The organism is Paraperlucidibaca baekdonensis (assembly GCF_003387535.1).
GTDB classification, from domain to species: Bacteria; Pseudomonadota; Gammaproteobacteria; order Pseudomonadales; family Moraxellaceae; genus Perlucidibaca; species Perlucidibaca baekdonensis.
Genome location: NZ_QUNR01000002.1, coordinates 300,514 through 319,180, shown reverse-complemented (window position 1 = coordinate 319,180; position 18,667 = coordinate 300,514). Strand labels below are relative to the sequence as shown.

The 18,667-nt window shown below is 57.7% G+C and carries 13 protein-coding genes, 1 tRNA gene and 1 pseudogene; 8 read left to right on the top strand and 7 right to left on the bottom strand.

The genetic code is table 11. The annotated features are described in order from the left end of the window. The first annotated feature begins 31 nt into the window (after positions 1-31). Genes DFR26_RS05505 through DFR26_RS05495 form a run of 3 tightly spaced genes read left to right on the top strand, consistent with a single transcriptional unit; the run spans position 32 to position 4,039 of the window. Positions 32-1,597, top strand: coding sequence for an AbgT family transporter (locus tag DFR26_RS05505; protein ID WP_116207962.1), 1,566 nt, complete (start codon positions 32-34; stop codon positions 1,595-1,597). A 56-nt stretch (positions 1,598-1,653) separates the two neighbouring features. Beyond that, positions 1,654-3,057, top strand: a complete 1,404-nt coding sequence (locus tag DFR26_RS05500; protein ID WP_116207961.1) for a sodium/proline symporter — start codon at positions 1,654-1,656, stop codon at positions 3,055-3,057. A 10-nt stretch (positions 3,058-3,067) separates the two neighbouring features. Then, complete coding sequence (locus DFR26_RS05495; RefSeq protein WP_116207960.1) at positions 3,068-4,039, top strand: NAD(P)H-quinone oxidoreductase; 972 nt, start codon at positions 3,068-3,070, stop codon at positions 4,037-4,039. Positions 4,040-4,043: 4 nt separating this feature from the next. On the opposite strand, the pseudogene DFR26_RS05490 reads toward DFR26_RS05495, so the two are convergent. Both DFR26_RS05490 and DFR26_RS05485 read right to left on the bottom strand, forming a co-directional pair. Continuing rightward, positions 4,044-7,067 (bottom strand): annotated as a pseudogene (locus tag DFR26_RS05490) (efflux RND transporter permease subunit); the annotation flags it as partial. 26 nt (positions 7,068-7,093) lie between these two features. Beyond that, a complete protein-coding gene (locus DFR26_RS05485; RefSeq protein ID WP_116207958.1) occupies positions 7,094-8,236 on the bottom strand; it encodes an efflux RND transporter periplasmic adaptor subunit in 1,143 nt (380 codons plus the stop codon). Between the two features lie 134 nt (positions 8,237-8,370). On the opposite strand from DFR26_RS05485, the gene DFR26_RS05480 reads away from it, so the two are divergent. Then, positions 8,371-9,006, top strand: a complete 636-nt coding sequence (locus DFR26_RS05480) for a TetR/AcrR family transcriptional regulator (RefSeq protein WP_116207957.1) — start codon at positions 8,371-8,373, stop codon at positions 9,004-9,006. Between the two features lie 31 nt (positions 9,007-9,037). Next, positions 9,038-9,571, top strand: a complete 534-nt coding sequence (locus DFR26_RS05475) for a YaeQ family protein (protein WP_116207956.1) — start codon at positions 9,038-9,040, stop codon at positions 9,569-9,571. A 13-nt stretch (positions 9,572-9,584) separates the two neighbouring features. On the opposite strand, the gene DFR26_RS05470 is transcribed toward DFR26_RS05475, so the two are convergent. Both DFR26_RS05470 and DFR26_RS05465 read right to left on the bottom strand, forming a co-directional pair. Next, positions 9,585-10,241 carry a glutathione S-transferase family protein gene (locus DFR26_RS05470; protein WP_116208161.1) on the bottom strand — a complete coding sequence of 219 codons (657 nt, stop codon included), beginning with the start codon at positions 10,239-10,241 and terminating at the stop codon, positions 9,585-9,587. Further along, entirely contained in the window at positions 10,241-11,206 is a 966-nt protein-coding gene (locus tag DFR26_RS05465) for a sterol desaturase family protein (protein ID WP_116207955.1), read from the bottom strand. Before DFR26_RS05465 ends, DFR26_RS05470 begins: the two co-directional genes overlap by 1 nt. Before the next feature lie 97 nt (positions 11,207-11,303). On the opposite strand from DFR26_RS05465, the gene DFR26_RS05460 reads away from it, so the two are divergent. Continuing rightward, on the top strand, positions 11,304-12,299 hold the full coding sequence (locus tag DFR26_RS05460) for a helix-turn-helix transcriptional regulator (protein ID WP_116207954.1): 996 nt from the start codon (positions 11,304-11,306) through the stop codon (positions 12,297-12,299). Between the two features lie 33 nt (positions 12,300-12,332). Here DFR26_RS05460 and DFR26_RS05455 read toward each other — a convergent pair. Beyond that, positions 12,333-12,423, bottom strand: a tRNA-Ser gene (locus DFR26_RS05455). A 162-nt stretch (positions 12,424-12,585) separates the two neighbouring features. Between DFR26_RS05455 and DFR26_RS05450 the strand changes: the two genes are divergently transcribed. Beyond that, positions 12,586-14,472 (top strand): potassium transporter Kup, encoded by a 1,887-nt coding sequence (locus tag DFR26_RS05450; RefSeq protein ID WP_116207953.1) that lies wholly within the window; start codon positions 12,586-12,588, stop codon positions 14,470-14,472. On the opposite strand, the gene DFR26_RS05445 is transcribed toward DFR26_RS05450, so the two are convergent. Both DFR26_RS05445 and DFR26_RS05440 read right to left on the bottom strand, forming a co-directional pair. Then, entirely contained in the window at positions 14,462-15,994 is a 1,533-nt protein-coding gene (locus tag DFR26_RS05445; protein WP_116207952.1) for a GMC family oxidoreductase, read from the bottom strand. The genes DFR26_RS05450 and DFR26_RS05445 overlap by 11 nt on opposite strands. Next, the gene (locus DFR26_RS05440) at positions 15,991-16,692 is read right to left on the bottom strand and encodes a gluconate 2-dehydrogenase subunit 3 family protein (protein ID WP_181898993.1); all 702 of its coding nucleotides are present in this window, start codon (positions 16,690-16,692) and stop codon (positions 15,991-15,993) included. The genes DFR26_RS05445 and DFR26_RS05440 overlap by 4 nt, the downstream gene beginning before the upstream one ends. 121 nt (positions 16,693-16,813) lie before the next feature. On the opposite strand from DFR26_RS05440, the gene DFR26_RS05435 reads away from it, so the two are divergent. Beyond that, positions 16,814-18,667 carry a long-chain-acyl-CoA synthetase gene (locus DFR26_RS05435; RefSeq protein WP_116207950.1) on the top strand — a complete coding sequence of 618 codons (1,854 nt, stop codon included), beginning with the start codon at positions 16,814-16,816 and terminating at the stop codon, positions 18,665-18,667.

Here is an 18,667-nt window from a genome sequence, read left to right as displayed (position 1 = left end):
TCGGGGCTGACTTTTTCGCAGCCTACTATTCATGTCCACCTCGGTTTTGCATCGCAGCCTAGACCATCTCGAACGCCTCGGTAATCGCCTACCGCATCCGACCTGGCTGTTTGTTTGGCTGTGTTTTCTTGTCGCAATAATTTCAGCCATCGCCGCCGGTCTCGACTGGCAGGCCCCCTGGCCCGATGGCAGCCGCACCGTCAGTGCTACCAGCCTCATCTCGCTCGATGGCCTGCGCTATATCCTCACCAGCAGCATCACTAATTTCACTCAGTTTGCACCAGTCGGCAGCGTCATGATCGCCATGCTCGGTCTGGGTCTGGCTGAACGTTCAGGACTACTCGGCGGCTTGCTATCGGGCTTGGTACGCTTAAGCGGTGGCCGCGGCTTGGCATTTATTGTGGCCTTTGCCGGCGTACTCTCCAGCCTCGCGGTGGATGCCGGCTATGTGGTGATCATCCCGCTCGCCGGTCTGCTCTTTGCCCGCGCCGGACTACCGCCATTGGCAGGTATCGCCTGTGCATTTGCTGGGGTGTCTGCTGGCTTCTCGGCCAATATCGCCATCGGTCCGGTCGATGCGATTTTGGCCGGCATCACCACCGAGGCAGCACGTACGGTGAATCCTGAGGCCAACGTGGCCATCACCGCGAACTATTATTTTATTGCCGCCTCCACACTGTTGGTGACGCTGGTCATCAGCGCGGTCAATGCCTGGCTGGTGCAGCCGCGCCTGCAAGCCGCCGAGCAGCAGCTCGCCGCCGGCGCACTGACGCAGCCCGACCTCGATGCCCAGCGTATTTCACCCTCCGCTGGCGGCAACACGACAGTGCTTGCCGACGCAGACACAGACCACCACCTGCACCGTGCCGGTGCGCTCGCCGCTCTGCTCTGGACACTGCTCATCGCTTGCGCCTGCCTCTACGCACTCTGGCCAGCCGATGGCGCTTTACGCGGCGCCGATGGCAGCATCTCGCGCTCGCCACTGGTGCAAGGCATCGTCGTGGTTATTGCCTTTACCGCCGGCGTGGCCGGCATTCTCTACGCACGCTTTAGCGGCCGATGGTCACGCGCCAGCGACTCCGTGGCTGCCATGGAAGACACCTTCAAAACCCTCGCCAGCTATTTGGTGCTGATGTTTTTTGCCGCGCAATTTGTCGCCTGGTTTAACTGGAGCCAGCTCGGCCAGCTGCTGGCTATTTCCGGCGCCGAAGCGCTAGCGCACACCACGCTCAGTGCCACGGCGCTGCTGCTCCTGTTTTTGCTCGCCACCTTCATCATCAACCTATTCATCGGCTCCGCCTCGGCGAAATGGGCACTGATGGCGCCGGTCTTCGTGCCCATGCTGCTGCTCGCGGGCATTCCCGCCGAATCCACGCTCGCGGCCTTTCGCGTCGGCGATAGCGTCGGCAATATCATCACGCCATTGATGCCCTATTTCGCCATGGTCGTGGCCTTTGCTCAGCGCTATCAACCAGCAGCCGGCGTTGGCACGCTGGTGGCACTCATGCTGCCTTACTCGCTGACGTTGTTAGTGATTTGGGGCGGCTTTCTCGGTCTCTGGCTCAGTCTCGGTTGGCCTTTGGGGCCGGCTTCATAACCACGCGTTGTGGTGTCTGAGCATGGCTTGGGCGCTGTTAGCCTAAGAGGTGTTCAATGATTTGGAGTTTCCTGCTGTTTCTCACCGGCTTTGCCTTGGTCGGTGTTAGCGCCGCTCGCAAAAGCCGCGGCACCGCCGATGATTATTACCTCGCCAGCCGCGATGTCTCGCCCGCACTCGCCGGCCTCTCCGCGGTGGCCACCAACAACAGCGGCTATATGTTCATCGGCGTCATCGGCTACACCTACGCCACCGGCTTCGCCGCCATTTGGCTGATGATCGGCTGGATCAGCGGCGACTACGTGGCCTCGCGCTATGTTCACGCCCGCCTACGCCGCCTCACCGAAAGCACCGGCGCAGTGAGCTTTGCCGATGTCTTAAGCCACTGGAATGGCCAGCGCGATGTGCCATTGCAACGCTTGCTGGCACTCATCTCACTGGTGTTTTTATTGGCCTACGCGAGCGCGCAATTGGTGGCCGGCAGCAAGGCTTTACATGTGCTCTTTGACTGGCCGATGGCCACCGGCGCCTTTCTCGGCGCCGGTCTGGTCTTGGTCTATTGCCTTTCCGGCGGCATTCGCGCCTCCATGTGGACCGACGCCGCGCAATCGTTCGTGATGATCGGCGCCATGAGCTTGCTGCTCATTGCCGCCACACGCAATCTCGGCGGTCTCGATGCCGTCTGGCAGCAACTGCACAGCATCCCCGGCTATATGAATGGCTACCCGCAGGATCTCGCCCTGCCGGGCTTGGCTGGCGGCGTGCTGTTTGCCGTGAGCTGGTTTTTCGCCGGGCTCTCGGTCATCGGCCAGCCGCATGTCATGGTGCGCTTTATGGCCCTCAATGACGGCGCGCACATGAACCGCGCGCGGCTCTGGTACTACCTGTGGTTTATCGCTTTCTACGCCATGGCCACCGGCGTTGGCCTACTCTCACGGCTGTACCTGCCAGTCGCCGTCGACTTCGATGCCGAATTGGCGCTGCCGACCATGGCGCTCGAATTACTGCATCCGGTACTCGTTGGCTTAGTGCTCGCCGGCGTTTTCGCTGCCACACTGTCGACCGCCGACTCGCTGATTTTAAGCTGCTCTGCCGCACTCACCCACGACCTCGTGCCCGGCTCACGCAAACTATCGCGGCTCAAATGGGGCACGGCGATCATCACCGGCCTCGCGCTGATCTGGGCGCTGAGCAATACGCAAAGCGTCTTTAGCTTAGTCATCATGGCGTGGTCAGGCTTGGCCAGCGCGCTAGCACCGCTGCTGATTTGCCGCGTACTGGGCGGCCAACCACCGCGCTGGGCGCGCTTTGCGGCGGTGATTATTGGCTTGGGCGTGGCCATTGCCTGGCGCCAACTCGGCTGGCAATCAGCGCTCTATGAGGGCATGGCCGGCATGGCCGCCGGCGGCTTGTTGCTGCTATTCTCGCTAGTACTTGCACAAAAGCCACACCACCATTAAGGCCAAACTTATGCGTTACATAAACTGCGCCAGCGCTGGTGATGCCAACGTCATGGCGCTGGCAGAAGGGCCTGTACCAAGCCTGCAAGCCGGCGAGCTATTGATTCGTGTGCATGCTGCTGGCGTCAATCGCCCCGATATATTGCAGCGACGCGGTCTCTATCCCATGCCCGCCGGCGTCAATCCCGTATTGGGCTTAGAGGTCGCCGGCGAGGTCGTGGCGGTGGCCGATGGTGTCATGAATCATCGCGTTGGTGATCGCGTTTGCGCCCTCACCAATGGCGGAGGCTATGCAGAGTATTGTGCGGTGCCATCAGGGCAATGCTTGAGTATTCCAGCGGGCGTATCGATGACACAAGCGGCGGCGATCCCTGAGGCATTTTTCACGGTGTGGGCCAACTTGCTACAGCTGGCCCGGGTTCAGCCCGGCGAGCGCGTGCTCATTCATGGCGGCAGCAGCGGCATTGGCAGTACCGCGCTGTTGTTAGGCCAAGAGCTGGGCTGGCACTGTTATGCCACGGCCGGATCCGATGAAAAGTGCCAGTTTATTGAAGACCTTGGCGCCTCTGCCCTGAACTATCGCGCGGCTGACTTTGATCAGCAGTTGCTCGCACTCACCGATGGCGTCGATGTGGTGCTCGATATGGTGGGCGCCGCCTACCTTGAGCAGCATCTAAAGGTACTCAATGACGATGGCCGCTTGGTCATTATTGGAGCCATGGGCGGCGTCAGCTCAATGATAAATATCATGCCGATCATGCTCAAACGCCTAACGCTGACCGGCTCCACTTTGCGGGCGCGGAGTAGCCAGCAAAAGGCCATCATTGCCGATGAGCTGCGTCAGCAGATTTGGCCAGCGCTAGCAGCAGGTCGCTGCTTGCCAATCATCGATAGCGAATTTGCGCTAGCCGATGTGGCCAGCGCGCATCGGCGCATGGAGTCCGGCACGCACATGGGTAAGCTGGTGCTAACTCTGCGCTAAGACATCAACTCGCGCGCTTGACCTTAAACCAGGCGGCGTAGAGCGCCGGCACAAAGAGTAGCGTGAGGCCGGTGGCAAACACCAAGCCGCCCATAATGGAAATGGCCATTGGCCCCCAAAACACACTCGTTGATAGCGGCACCATGGCCAACACCGCAGCAGCAGCGGTTAGTACCACGGGCCGCGAACGGCGCACTGTGGCATCGACAATGGCCTGCCACGGCTCATGCCCAGCGGCAATATCTTGCTCAATCTGATCGACCAAAATCACCGAGTTCCGCATGATCATTCCCGCCAGCGCGATGACGCCGAGCAGCGCCACAAAGCCAAACGGCACATTGAACAACAGCAGCGCTGGCACCACACCAATGAGACCCAATGGCGCGGTTAAAAAGACCATAAACATGCGCGAGAAGCTCTGCAGCTGGAACATCAGCACCATCAGCATGACAATCAGCATGACTGGAAATACCGCGCCAATGGCCTTGTTTGCCTTCAGGCTTTCCTCAATCGCGCCGCCTTGCTGAAGCTCATAGCCCGGTGGCAGCGCATCAATAATCGGCTGCAACGAGGGCCATATTTGCTGCGTGGCATAAGGGCCTTGCACACCATCGGCCAGATCACTTTTCACCGTGAGCTGCAAATGTCGATTGCGCCGCCACAACACCGGCTCCTCAAATACAGGCTCAATACTCGCCACCTGACTCAACGGCACGACGCCGCCCGTGCGCGAAAACACCGATAAATCGCCGATATTTTCCACGCGCGCGCGCTCTTCGGGGGTACCTCGCACCACGATATCAATAAGCTCCTCGCCACGCCGAATTTGGCTCACCGGCGCACCCGACAAAGCGGTTTGCAGCAAGTTCGCAATATCGACGCTGCTGACACCGAGCAAGCGCGCTTTATTTTGATCAATGCGTACTTTCATCACGCGCACCTGATCATTCCAATCGAGTTGCGTATCACGTACCAAGGCACTCGCGCGCACCGTGTCGCGCACCTCATAGGCAATACGACGCACTTCCATGGGATCAGGACCAATCACCCGAAACTGCACCGGAAAACCCACTGGCGGGCCAAACTCCAAACGCAAGACACGACCGCGCAACTGCGGAAACACCTGATCTTCATCAAACAAGGTCATTAGCCGTGTACGAACCGCCTCGCGCTGCGCTAAGCCGCCCGTTTGAATGACAAATTGCGCATAGGCCGGATTCGGCAACTCCGGCGCTAAGGAAATGTAGAATCGCGGCGAGCCTTGGCCTACATAAGCTGTGAAATAATCGATGTCCTCATCTTTCAGCAACAGGCTCTCAAGGCGCTTCACCTCACGCTCAGTAGCCTTAATCGACGAGCCTTCTTTTAAGCGCAACTCCACCAACAGCTCGGGTCGCGAGGCGGTCGGAAAAAACTGCTGCTGAACTAATTTCATGCCCAAAATTGCGGCAATAAATAAGCCGCCCGTGGCCAATAAAACGCTTTTTCGATGGTCAACACAAAAGTCCACCCAACGCCGCAAACGGTGATAAACCGGCTTGTTATAGGGGTCGTTGTGGGCTTTCTCGGCTAAGTTATTGGGCAACATCACCACGCCCAAATACGGCGTAAAAATCACCGCAACAAACCACGACACCACCAGCGCCATGCCAACAATCCAGAAAATGCCGCCGGCATATTCGCCCGATGTAGATTCAGCAAAGCCGACCGGCATAAACCCGGCAATCGTCACCAGCGTGCCGGTGAGCATGGGAAAGGCCGTGGAGGTATAGGCAAAGGTAGCGGCGCGGACACGATCCCAGCCCTGCTCCATTTTCACCACCATCATTTCAACCGCAATGATGGCGTCGTCGACCAGCAGACCCAGCGCAATGATCAGCGCGCCCAAGGTAATGCGATCTAGGTGCCAGCCAAAGGCATACATCAATACCGCCACAATGCCCAACACCAGCGGCACCGACGCGGCCACGACAATGCCTGTGCGCCAGCCCAAAAACAGAAATGACACCGCCAAAACAATAATCAGCGCTTCTAAAAAGACTTTCTCAAACTCCCACACCGACTGCTCAGCAACTTTCGACTGATCGGCGTATTGCTCAATTTCTACGCCTACCGGCAACTCGGCGCGAATGGCTGTCAGCTCTTTTTCCAAGTCGCGCCCGAGCGTAAGAATATTGCCGTCGGGCACCATGGTGACGCCGATGGCTAATACCGCATGGCCATTGTGGCGAATTAAAAACTGCGCGGGATCTTCATAGCCGCTCGTCACCGTGGCAATGTCGCCTAAACGCAGCAAGTTTCCCCCGGCCTCAATGCTCACCTCAGCGACATCCGCCGCACTCTGCAAGCTGCCATCGATGCGCGCAAACACGCGGTCATTATAGGTATCGACTGCGCCTGCTGGGCGCACCTGATTTTGCTCGGCAATAGCGGCAAAGACAGCCTGCGGTGAGAGCCCGAGCGCGGCCAAACGGCGCGTTGACAGCTCCACATAGACCTTTTCGGCTTGCTCACCTAAGATATTGACTTTATTGGTATTTGGTACTGTTTGCAGGCGCCGCTTAACGTGCTCAGCAAACTCCTGCAGCTCGGCCTGGCTGATGTCATCGCCACGTAGAGCATAGAGCGAGGTATACACATCGGTGTATTCGTCGTTGTAAAACGGCCCCTGCACACCCGCCGGAAACTCGCCGCGGCGATCACTAATTTTTTTCCGCGCCTGATACCACAGCTCTTTTAATTCGGCGCTCGATTGGCGGCCATTAATGCTTAAGGTCATGCCACCAAAACCTTGCCGCGAGAAGCTTTGCACATAGTTCAAATGCGGCAGCTCTTGCACTGCCTGCTCCATGCGGTTGAGCACCTGATTTTGCAGTTCTTCGGCGCTCGCGCCGGGCCAAATCACCACGGCTGTCATCGCAGGCACATTAAAATTGGGGTCTTCTAAGCGGCCCAGTTTTAAAAAAGAAAAGACCCCGGCGAGCAGCGAGGCGATCATTAAAAAAATCACGATGGTGCGGTGCGTAACCGCCCATTCGGAGAGATTAAAGCCCTTCATGGGCGCGCACCGGCAGTCGATATCACCACGCCTGAGCCGCTGCGCTCCACCGCGCGTACGGTCATCTTGGCATCGAGCTTTTGCACACCGGCAATCACCACCTGTGCGCCCTGCGCCACGCCCGTGACCACCACGCGAGTATTTTCATAGCGCTGCACAGCAACCGGCTGCAGGCGTAAGGCTGCGCCGTTGACCAGCCACACACTGCTACGATCGCGGGTTTTCACCAACGCGGTGGCAGGTAACACAACCGCCTCCGCCGCCACTGAATTTGTCGACAGCATGACATCGGCGGTCATGCCCAAATGCAAGGCTTGGCGCTGCGCATCGGAGAGCTCGGCAAAGGCATAGCGCGCACGGTAAGTGCGTAATGTTTGCGATGCAGCCGGCGAAATCTCGCGCAACGTCAGTGGCAGGCGTGCGGCATCGGTGCCCGATACCACTGCCTCGGCACGCTGCTTGCTCACCTCATTGATGAGGCGCTCGGGAATATCCGCGACAATCTCTAACTCGCCGGGCTGAGCCATTGACATCACAGGCACGCCCTCACCCACCACCTGACCTGCTTCGGCATAAAGCCCCGTGATCACGCCATCATAGGGCGCGACCAAATTGGCATAGCGCAGGCGATTGCGTGCTAAATCGGCCTGACGTTTGGCCTGTTGGAACTGCGCTTTCGCGGCATCGGCGCGGGCTGTTTGACGTTCGCTGTCGGCGACACTAATGGCGCCGGCCGCGACTAATGTAACAAGACGCTTTGCGTCGGCATCGGCTTGTTGAAATTGTGTCTTTGCAACCATGACTTGGTCGTCTGCTGCTGCCAGCGCCAATCGATAATCGCGGTTATCGAGCTGCATCAATGGCTGACCTTTGCGCACGCGCGCGCCCAACTCCACTGAGCGCTTGGCAATGCGGCCGGCGGCCTGAAACGCGATATCGCTGCTATAGCGCGCGGCCACCACGCCCGGCACGCGCCGCACATTCGCCAGTGACTGCTCAGAGCCGCCCACGGTCATCACCAAGACCGGCCGCACATCGGCCTCGGCAGCTGGTTTGCTTGGGGAGCAAGCGCTCAGCACGGCGGCCACTAAAACGACCGACAGCGCGCGCGCAGGACAAACAGCATCTGACAATGACATAGCAAACTCTCGACAAAATGCCCAAGGCAACTCTGACACCAGCCCCTGAGTGCTGGAACCGAGCTAACTTTGACCATTAACTAGACTGTGGCGTATAGTTTTAAGATTGATTTAATGGACTGTCAAGTATAACCATGAGCAACCCCGCACCGCTCGTCGCTAAGCGAGGCCGCCCGCGCGACCCCAAGCGCCTACAGAAAATTATCGATGCCGCCTCACAGCAGTTTTTGGCGTGTGGCTACGATCGCGTCAGCATGGATGCGGTGGCTTTGGCAGCGGGCGTCTCAAAAATGACGCTGTACAATAATTTTGCCGGCAAAGAGGCGCTGTTTGAGGCTTGTGTGGCGTATCGCACCAACAGCATGTTTACCGATTTTAATGACACGCTGCTCGATCCAAAGCAGCCACGTGAAGCGCTGACACGCATTGCTCAGCAGTTTGTATCGCTAATGCGCGCTGATGATGTCATCAATATTCATCGCGTCATGCACGGCCTCGCCACCACGCACCCCGACATTTGTGCACGATTTTTTAATGCCGGCCCCGAGCATGTGAACCAATTCGTGCGCGCCTACCTAAGGCAAGCGGTGAGCGCCGGCAGTCTCCATATTGACGACATTAGCGTGGCGGCCGACCAGTTTTTAGCGCTCTGCTTGGGTAGACTGCACCTGAAAGCCACGCTCGGTTTAGGTAAGCCCAGCGCGGAGACCGACGCCCAACGACAAGCACGTCATGTCGCGCTATTTATTGCCGGATACGCCGCGCGCTGAGCCCCCCCTTTTTTCGTTTAAGAGATCTCTCATGGCGCTGAAAGCCACTGTCTGTAAAGTCGAGTTGAGCATTTCCGATATTGACCGCGGGTATTATGCCGAACACGCGCTGACACTCGCGCAACACCCTTCCGAGACCAATGAACGATTAATTTGGCGGCTGCTCGCGTTTGTGCTTTATGCCCATGAGGACTTGGCGTTTACCAAGGGCTTGAGTGAGCCCGATGAGCCCGATATGTGGCAGCGTGATTTAACCGGCAGCATTGAGCGCTGGATCGATTTAGGCCAGCCCGATGAGAAACGCATATTGAAAGCCTGCGGGCGCGCCAAGCAGGTGGCGGTGGTCAGCTACGGGAGCGCAGTGCCTATTTGGTGGGCGGCGATTGCGCCGAAAATCGCGCGAGCGAGCAATTTGGTGGTGCAGCGATTGAGTGCCCATGACGACACCCCTCTTGGCGACTTTGTGCAAAAAAACATGCAGCTGCAATGCACCGTGCAAGATGGCCAACTCTGGCTCAGTGACGCGCAGCGCAGCGCTCAGATTGAGCTCACCACGCTGCACTAACGCCATGCCGCGTTTAGCCGCGCAAGGAAGCTAAAATTTTCTGCTCACCTGGCAGCATCGACTGAAATGATGGGCGCGCACTGATGCGCTCATACCAGGCCGCCAGCTGCGGCCAACGCTGCGCATCAATGCCTTCACCGCCGTGCACCATGTTGCCAAACTGACAGGCAATGGCAATGTCGGCCATGCTCAGCGCATCGCCGACGAAAAATGTCTGCGCACCCAAGACTCCTTCCAGGTAGTCAAAAAATGGCGGCAGCTTTTCAGTCATCGCCGCTTGCACGGCTGCTTCGTCGACCGCTCGCTTCATGCTCGGCATCAGCACGCGCTGGCGAAACACCACAAACGTCGCCACCGGCGCGAGCTCATAGTCTGCGTATTTTTCTAACCAACGCACCTGTGCGCGCTGCGCCGGGCCATCACCCATCAGCGGCGTTTGCGTGGCATACGCTTCTTCGAGGTACTGGCAAATGACACTGGAATCGGCCAAGACCAAATCACCATCTTTTATGGCCGGAATACGGCGTAATGGGTTGAGCTCCACGAACCAATCGGGCTGATCAAATGGCAGCACAATCTTCAGCTCGTAATCCAACACTTTCTCAGCCAAGCACACACGAACTTTGCGCACGAATGGCGACAGGGGCACACCGTATACCGTTAAGCTCATCATTCACTCCTCATAATATCAGGCGTGATAGTACGCTCAGCACGCGGCGCATGCGAGGTCACCGGCCACGTGCGAATCGCTTGATGCCCTGGGCGCTGCCAATCCGGCGGCATGACAAAATGCTTGACGCGTTGATGCCAAGCCCCCGGCGCCATGGCATCGCGGAACATATCCACGGCCTCATGGACATTCAGCACCAGCGGGTTATAGGAATGGATTTGCTCGGTAATACCAAAGGTGACTGCCTCAACTTCAGGCTCAAAGGTGCCAAATAAGCGATCAAAAATGATCAGTGAGCCGCCGTAATTTTTATCGATGTATTGTGGATTTCGGCCATGGTGCACGCGGTGGTGTGATGGCGTATTGAAAACCGCCTCAAACCATCGAGGTAATTTGCCAATAGACTCGGTGTGAATGAAATACTGGTACGCCAAGCTCACAGCGAGGCAAAACATCACCACCACGGGCGGCACACCAAGAAAACACAGGCCAATGTAGAACACCCATATACCGCTAAATGCGTTCAGCACGCTCTGGCGCATGGCGGTCGTGAAGTTCATAAATTCGCCACTGTGATGCGGCACATGCGCCGCCCAAAACCAACGGATGCGATGTGAGCTGCGGTGGTAAATATAAAAGCACAGCTCAACCGCCACATAGATTGGCACAATAGTCCAGCCATTCACGGGGACATCAAACAGCCGAAAGCTGTAGACCCAGGCAAAGATGGCCGCCGTAAACACAACCCACATCAGCGCTTCAAAAATCTGGTAGGCGGCGCCTAATGATAGGTTGGCAAAGACTTCTTTGAACTGAAAACTGGCGGTTTTTTCCCGTTGCTTTTGCACGGAAAACTCCACCACAAACGCCAATAAAAACAGCGGCGTCATGCCAATCAAAAACACTTGTTTCCAATCAATCTGGTCGCCAAATATTGGCTGCAGTAACGTTGTTAAGGTATCCATGAGCATCTCCTCGGATGGTTTTTCCACCCGCTCAGATTACGAAGATGCAGCGCAGAATGCTTGACCATAATCGCCATTTTTGTGCATTATCTGCCAAATGCATGATGTCTCTGTCGACCCCAATATCCTCGATCTGTTGATTGCCTTTTTAGATCAAGAGCAACTCGCTGCCGATGCCTTGCGCGCGAAAATCGGCCGCCTACGCCATAGCCCGCGCATCGCGATTGATGTCTGGTGGCAGTTATTAGAGGACGTGCAGCTGCTGTGCCCGATCGACGCACTCGGCCTGCGCATTGGTCAATGCCTTGAGCCGCACCATGCCGGCGTGCTCGGCTACTTAGGGATTTACAGCGACACCATTGGCCAGGCCATCATGCGCTTTCATCGCTACCAGCCGCTGTTACACACCTTGGTGCCCACGACATTACGTGCAGAAGCCGGCCATATTATCTTGGGCTGGCAAGCTGACCGGCGCTCAACCGCACTGTCAGATGATGTGTTGAACGCCGGCATTATGCGCTTTTTGACCTTACTCACCGGCCGCAATGACGTGCGCCCGAGCCTGATCAAAACGCGGCAAGCGGCGGTAGCCAATGGCCGCCTGCATGAGCGATTTTTCGGCTGCCCTGTCCTGTTTAATGCCAACGTTACGGAAATTCACTTCCCCGCGACGCTCGCGAATCTGCCGATTAACAGCAAAGACCCGTATTTATTTAGCCTGCTTGAGCGCCAAGCCGATGCCATGCTGCAAGCGCTACCCAAACAAGACCCACTGCTCAGCGATGTTCAGCAAGCGATTTTAGCCATCATGCAAGATGCCACGCCAACCATGGCGCAAGTCGCCAAGCACATCGGCATGGCCGAGCGCAGTCTATACCGAGAGCTCGCTGCACGCGGCACGGGCTTTAAGGCGCTGGTCAGCGCACTGCGTTTCGAGTTGGCAAAAGATTATTTACGCGATAATGACTTAAAGCTACCTAACATTAGCCTGCTGCTAGGCTTTGCCGACCAAAGTGTCTTTACTCGTGCGTTTCGTCAATGGAGCGGCGTATCGCCACTGCAGTGGCGCAAGCAGGCCCTGAGAGCTGGCTAAGGGCGGGCTAAGATAGGCGTTGGGTTGGGAATGTGGCGGTGAGAGAGGGATTCGAACCCTCGATAGGCTATTAACCTATACACGCTTTCCAGGCGTGCTCCTTAAACCACTCGGACACCTCACCGGGGTAACACCGGATGGCAACAAGCGGTGCTGTTGCGGGCGGCAATCCTAGCGGATGCGCTCCGTGATGGCAAAGTGTTTTTCTCACAGCGAGCAGTGGTAAACTCCCGCGTCATCAGTTGCCCGCCAACCGCCATCTCGCGCGTTGACACTGAGGAAGCATATGTCTGCAGCAGCATCCGATACGCTAAAGTCTAGCCAATTAGCCCTCACCATTGGCGCACTTGGCGTGGTTTTTGGCGACATCGGCACTAGCCCGCTTTACGCCATCAAGCAATGTTTTAGCGTGGTACCCGGCCTCGATATTACCCACGACAATGTCATCGGCATTTTGTCGATGGTGTTTTGGTCGCTCACCCTCGTGGTCTCCATCCAATACATCACGCTGATCATGCGCGCCAATAACAACGGCGAAGGCGGCATTATGTCGCTGATGGCACTGGTTCTGCGCGGCAATTACAAACGCCCGTGGGCACGCCCTTTAATGATCGTACTGGGGCTATTTGGCGCGGCTTTATTTTTTGGCGATGGCATGATCACGCCGGCCATCTCGGTGCTGTCGGCAGCAGAGGGCCTAAATGTAGTCTCGCCCGATTTTGAGCCATTTATTATTCCACTCACGCTAGTGGTCATCACGATTTTATTCACCATGCAGCGCCACGGTACCGGCTCGATGGGCGCTTTTTTCGGCCCCATCATGCTGCTCTGGTTTAGCACGCTGGCCATTCTCGGTGCGATCAATATCAGTCACGCACCCGAAGTCTTGGCGCTCATCAACCCGTATTGGGCTATTTTGTTTATTGAGCAACACGCTGGCGTCTCGATGATTATTTTCGGTGCCGTGGTGCTGACCATAACCGGCGGTGAGGCAATTTACGCCGACATGGGACACTTTGGTCATCGGCCCATTCGGCGCGCTTGGTTTTACATGGCCTTCCCAGCGCTGGTGCTGAACTACTGCGGGCAAGGCGCGCTGTTGTTAGAAGACCCGGCCGCCATTGAAAACCCCTTCTTTTTATTAGCTCCCGATTGGGCGCTCTACCCGCTGATTATTTTCGCCACCGTGGCCACGGTAGTGGCATCGCAAGCCTGTATTTCTGGCGTTTTTTCTATCGCCAAACAAGCCATGCTGCTGGGCTATTTGCCGCGCTTTGAAGTGCGCCACACCTCCAATAAAGAAATCGGCCAAATCTATATTCCATTTTTCAATTGGTTTTTATTTGCCGCAGTGTGTGTGCTCGTGGTGACCTTCCAAAGCTCTGAAAATCTCGCCGCGGCGTATGGCATCGCGGTGACCATGACCATGACCCTCGATGCGATTTTGCTGATCGTGGTGGCCGTGAAAATCTGGCAATGGAAGCCGTATTTGGCCGGCCTGCTGATCGTGCCGTTTATTGTGCTCGATGCGGCCTACTTCTCCTCGACATCACTAAAGTTTATCCACGGCGGCTGGCTGCCAGTGATGATCGGCATCCTCGCCTTCTTCGTGATGGCCACGTGGAAGCGCGGCCGTGACAGCGTACAAACACGCCTAAATCAAGAGACCATGCCGCTGTCGCTATTCGTCAATAGTATTGGCGCCTCGGCAGGCCAAACCGTGCCCGGCACGGCGGTGTTTATGAATAGCTCATTGGAACAAGTGCCGCATGCGCTGCTGCACAATATGAAGCACAACAAAATCATTCATGAGCGCAATATTGTGCTGCGCATTGCCACGCAAGATGTGCCATTTGTCGAGGACGCCGAGCGTCTGACCATCAATGAAATTAGCCATAACTTTTATTTAATTACGGCTTATTACGGCTTCAAAGAACAGCCCGATATTGAGCAGATTTTTGCGCTGTGTCGCACGCATTCCCTACATTTAGACGTGATGGACACGAGCTTTTTTGTCTCGCGCGAACGCATCATTCCCAATCGCGACAACCCCATGCACCGCATGCGGCAAATGCTTTATATCGCCATGGCTCGTAATGCCGTGCCGGTCACCGACTTTTTCAGCATCCCCAGCAACCGCGTGGTGGAGATGGGCACGCAAGTTATGCTCTAAAGCTGTCAACGATGCGCTCGGCAATGACACTGGCCAGCGCATACACGGTGAGCTGTGGATTCACGATGATGCTGGTCGGAAACAAACTGGCATCGGTGATGTAGAGCCCGCGCACCTCATGCGTCTCCCCGCTTGGCGAGACCACGCTCGTCGCCGGATCAGCGCCCATGCGGCAGCTGCCTTGTGGGTGGTAACTGACCATGCGAAACACATGCGCTTCGTGCGGTAACGCCGCGAGTGCGGCATCAAGCTCAGCGTCATTGCGCACCACACGCTGCTGCACGGTGGGCAGAAATACTTGCGTGGCACCACCGGCCAAATGCACCCGCGCCGCTGCCCGAATGGCCGCGAGCATGGTCGGAAAGTCCGGTTCACTCAGCGAATAATCAATGGTCGCGCCGTCTTTCGCCGCCGAAATACTGCCGCTATTGTGGTCGTGAATCAGCGTGACCAAGCCCGCCAAATGCCCCACGCGCTCCATATACGCCACATAGGGCCGACCCGTGCCCGGATCGGCCACGCCCGAGAGCTCCACGGGGCCGGCGCCACCGGCTTCCAAAATAAAGCCGCCCTTGGCTGGGTCCAGCCATTCATCAACATAAACACCGAGCAGCGCGCCCGACCACGAATCGATGCGCTGCGGGTAATCGCCGACCACTAAACATGAGGGATGGCAGGCGAAGTTTTTGCCGACCTGCCCCGAACCATTGGCCAGTTGCGAACGCTGCAGCAGCACCGGCGTTTGCACAGCGCCAGCGGCGACCACCACACGCGCGGCATTGACCTGGAGGCGTTGCACCAGCGTGCCATCGGGCCTGCGCATCTCGGCTTCAACGCCGCGCGCCTGACCCTCGCTGGCTAAAACACGCGTCACGGCGGTGTCGGCATACAGCGTAGCCCCGGCCTCCAGCGCCCATGGCACATAAGTCACCAGCATGGACTGCTTGCGATCGCTGGCGCAGCCCGACAAGCAATGCCCAGTGAGCGCACAAGCCTTGACGTTGCGCTTGAGCGGCTGCCACGACACGCCAAGAGCATCGCAACCTTTAATGATGGCGTGCGAATTGGCGTTGATCTCATGTGCCATATTGCTATGAATATGCAGGCGCTCCTCAACGCGCTGAAAATACGGCGCGAGTGCTGCCGAGGTCATCTCGGTGAGACCAAACTGCTGCTGCCAATCACGCAAAATCAGCTCAGGCGTGCGAAACGCCACGCAACCATTGACCACGGTTGAACCACCCACGCAGCGACCTTGCAGCACCAACATATCGCCGTCGGCATTCGCCTGCGTGCCGTGCTCGGCGTAAAGCGTGTCGAGCGCGTCATTAAAGCTTTCATTAAATGCCGAGCTTGGGATAAACGGCCCAGCCTCAAGCATGACCACGCGCAAACCCGCTACGGCCAGCTCATAGGCCGCTACCGCGCCGCCGGCGCCCGACCCGACCACCACCACATCGGCGTCGATCGTCAATACGCCGGATACCGGCGCGAGCGTGGCGGCGGTGAACAAACCATTCATGATGAGGCTCCTAGGCGACGCTGGCCACGCCGCGCGGCAGTGATCATGGGTCGCACAGCGGCTTTGCTGCGCATCGGCGCACGCGGCGGGCTCGGGGCATTGCCCAGTCGCTCAATGCCACGCGGCTTGGTCACCGGCCCGGGAAAGTTCACCGCCGCCCATGCGGCAGGATTGTCCCAATACGCCGATTTGGTGAGTCGCGTGGCGGCATTGGCAATGGCACGAAACGCTGACACGGAACTATTGGTCCAGTCATCAATATAGCGACGCGCGGCATCAGCGGGCAGATCAATAAAGCGCCGACCGTGGCGAACCAGCGCGGCGTTATCAAACAGGTCGAGGCCAATGAGCAGCTGCTGGCGCACATCGGCGCGCACCCCCGCGATCAAACTATCGACTTGCAGGGCAATGCCCACCGGCACGGGCAAGGCGGAGTCCGCCACCGGAAAGCAGACCTCACTGAGGCGTTGGAAAAGCTGATACTGATTGACTGACAACACCTGCAAACCCTCAGGCGTGGGCAATGCATCACGCGGGGAGCGGCGCAAATAGCCCACGCCGGCCACCGTGGTGGCTGCCACGCCAAGGCCCAGCCACAGCCCGCTACGAATAAAGCCGCGGCGCGACAGCTGAAGAAGGTCTCGCTCAATCAACGCGGCGGGCAAATGAGCTTGAGCTGTGTTGGTTTTTATTAGCATTGTCTGACAACCTGACTGAATGGTCATAGCGCACTATACCTGAGCGCCAGATGATGCCAAGTAGGCACGCGTTTTTTCGCAAATCTGTGGCAAACTCAGAAAAAATAATAAGGAATGCGCCATGACTCCACCCACCGAGCGCCCCGCCGACAACAGCAAAAAAGTTGGCCTAAAAGACATCGCCCGCGGCGCCCTCGCCGCCATTCCCGAATTACTCACGGTCAATCGCGGCTTGTTTGGTCTGGCCACGCTCAAGCCCGACTCCGAGATGTCCATTGGCCGCGTGCTTGAGCGCTGGGCCCGGCAAACACCCGATCGTGTGGCCGTGCAGTGGCAAGACCGGCATTGGACGTATGCCGAATTCAATAGCTGGGTCAATCGCCTAGCGGCAAGCTTCGCGCATCATGGCGTGAAGAGTGGCGAAACCGTGGCCATCCTCGCCGAAAATAGCCCAACACAACTCGCCTGCGTAGCGGCCGCTGTGAAGCTCGGTGCAGTCGCCGGCATGCTCAACTTCAACCAACGCGGCGATGTCTTGCGCCATAGCATCGACCTCGTCAAGCCGCGCCTCCTAGTGCTCAGCGACGAATGCAGCGACGCCTTAGCGAGCACCGACATCAATCCTGCCAGCCGCCCCGACATCGGCTTTTTCTGGATGCAAGGCCAAGGCCATGCGCCGCAAGAAAGCGCTGACTGCCCCGAGGGCTTCGCTGATTTAGCCCGCGATGCCGGCCGCCGCCGCAGCATCAACCCGGACAGCACGCGCCATGTGCAAGCCCGCCAGCCCTGCTTTTTTATCTTCACCTCAGGCACCACAGGCCTGCCCAAAGCCTCGGTGATGACCCATTACCGCTGGCTCGCCTCCATGGCCGGTGTCGGCAACGCCACCCTGCGCCTGCGCAGCGATGACGTGTTTTATTGCTGCCTACCGCTTTATCATAACAACGCCCTCACTGTGGCCTGGGGCTGCGTGCTCTCTGCCGGTGCCACGCTCGCCATCGATCGCAAATTCAGTGCCACGCATTTTTGGGATCGCCTCCGCCATCATCGCGCCACCAGCTTCACCTATATTGGCGAACTGCTGCGCTACCTGCTCAATCGCGATGCCCAAGACAACGACACCGCCCACGATGTGCGACTCATCACTGGCAATGGCCTGCGGCCAGAAATTTGGCAGCAATTCCAGCAGCGCTTTGGTATTGAGCGTATTTATGAGTTCTATGGTGCTAGCGAGTCCAATATTGGCTTTATCAATGCCTTTGGCGTCACGGAGACAGCCGGCTTTTCGCCGCTGCCGTTTGCCATTGTCGAATTCGATGCTGATAGCGATGAACCCGTACGTAATGCCAAAGGCCGTTTGCTAAAGGTCAAAAAAGGTGGCGTTGGTCTACTCATCAGTGAAGTCAGCGAACGCCGCCCCTTCGATGGCTATACCGACCCGGAGGCTGGCGAGAAAAAAATGCTGCGCGATGTCTTCAAAAAAGGCGATTGCTATTTCAACACCGGCGATTTGGTGCGCGACCAAGGCCTGCGGCATATCCAGTTTGTCGATCGGGTGGGCGATACCTTCCGCTGGAAGGGTGAAAATGTCGCCAGCACCGAAGTCGAGGGCGTGCTGGCCAGCGTCAGCGGTATTGCCCATGGTGCGGTCTATGGCGTGTCGGTGCCCCATAGCGATGGCCGCGCAGGCATGGCCGCGATCACCCTCAAACCGGGCGTGCGCTTCGATGGCGCGGCGGTGGCGGCTGCGCTCACCGCCACGCTGCCGCGCTACGCCGTGCCCGTGTTTATTCGCGTGCAAGCCGAGCAAGACACCACCGGCACCTTCAAATACCGCAAAGTTGAGCTGAAAGCCGCCGGCTTCGACCCAAAAATCGTTGATGACCTATGGCTTTTGCTACCCCGCGACAATGCCTACATCAAGCTCACCAAAAAACACTTTGCCGACATCCATGCCGGACGCATCCAGCTCTAA

Coding starts and splice junctions, on each gene's coding strand:
- DFR26_RS05465 (WP_116207955.1), bottom strand. CDS start 11,206: ATGGATACCTTAACAACGTTACTGCAGCCAATATTTGGCGACCAGATT.
- DFR26_RS05495 (WP_116207960.1), top strand. CDS start 3,068: ATGCGTTACATAAACTGCGCCAGCGCTGGTGATGCCAACGTCATGGCG.
- DFR26_RS05505 (WP_116207962.1), top strand. CDS start 32: ATGTCCACCTCGGTTTTGCATCGCAGCCTAGACCATCTCGAACGCCTC.
- DFR26_RS05460 (WP_116207954.1), top strand. CDS start 11,304: ATGCATGATGTCTCTGTCGACCCCAATATCCTCGATCTGTTGATTGCC.
- DFR26_RS05450 (WP_116207953.1), top strand. CDS start 12,586: ATGTCTGCAGCAGCATCCGATACGCTAAAGTCTAGCCAATTAGCCCTC.
- DFR26_RS05435 (WP_116207950.1), top strand. CDS start 16,814: ATGACTCCACCCACCGAGCGCCCCGCCGACAACAGCAAAAAAGTTGGC.
- DFR26_RS05445 (WP_116207952.1), bottom strand. CDS start 15,994: ATGAATGGTTTGTTCACCGCCGCCACGCTCGCGCCGGTATCCGGCGTA.
- DFR26_RS05470 (WP_116208161.1), bottom strand. CDS start 10,241: ATGAGCTTAACGGTATACGGTGTGCCCCTGTCGCCATTCGTGCGCAAA.
- DFR26_RS05440 (WP_181898993.1), bottom strand. CDS start 16,692: ATGCTAATAAAAACCAACACAGCTCAAGCTCATTTGCCCGCCGCGTTG.
- DFR26_RS05500 (WP_116207961.1), top strand. CDS start 1,654: ATGATTTGGAGTTTCCTGCTGTTTCTCACCGGCTTTGCCTTGGTCGGT.
- DFR26_RS05480 (WP_116207957.1), top strand. CDS start 8,371: ATGAGCAACCCCGCACCGCTCGTCGCTAAGCGAGGCCGCCCGCGCGAC.
- DFR26_RS05475 (WP_116207956.1), top strand. CDS start 9,038: ATGGCGCTGAAAGCCACTGTCTGTAAAGTCGAGTTGAGCATTTCCGAT.
- DFR26_RS05485 (WP_116207958.1), bottom strand. CDS start 8,236: ATGTCATTGTCAGATGCTGTTTGTCCTGCGCGCGCGCTGTCGGTCGTT.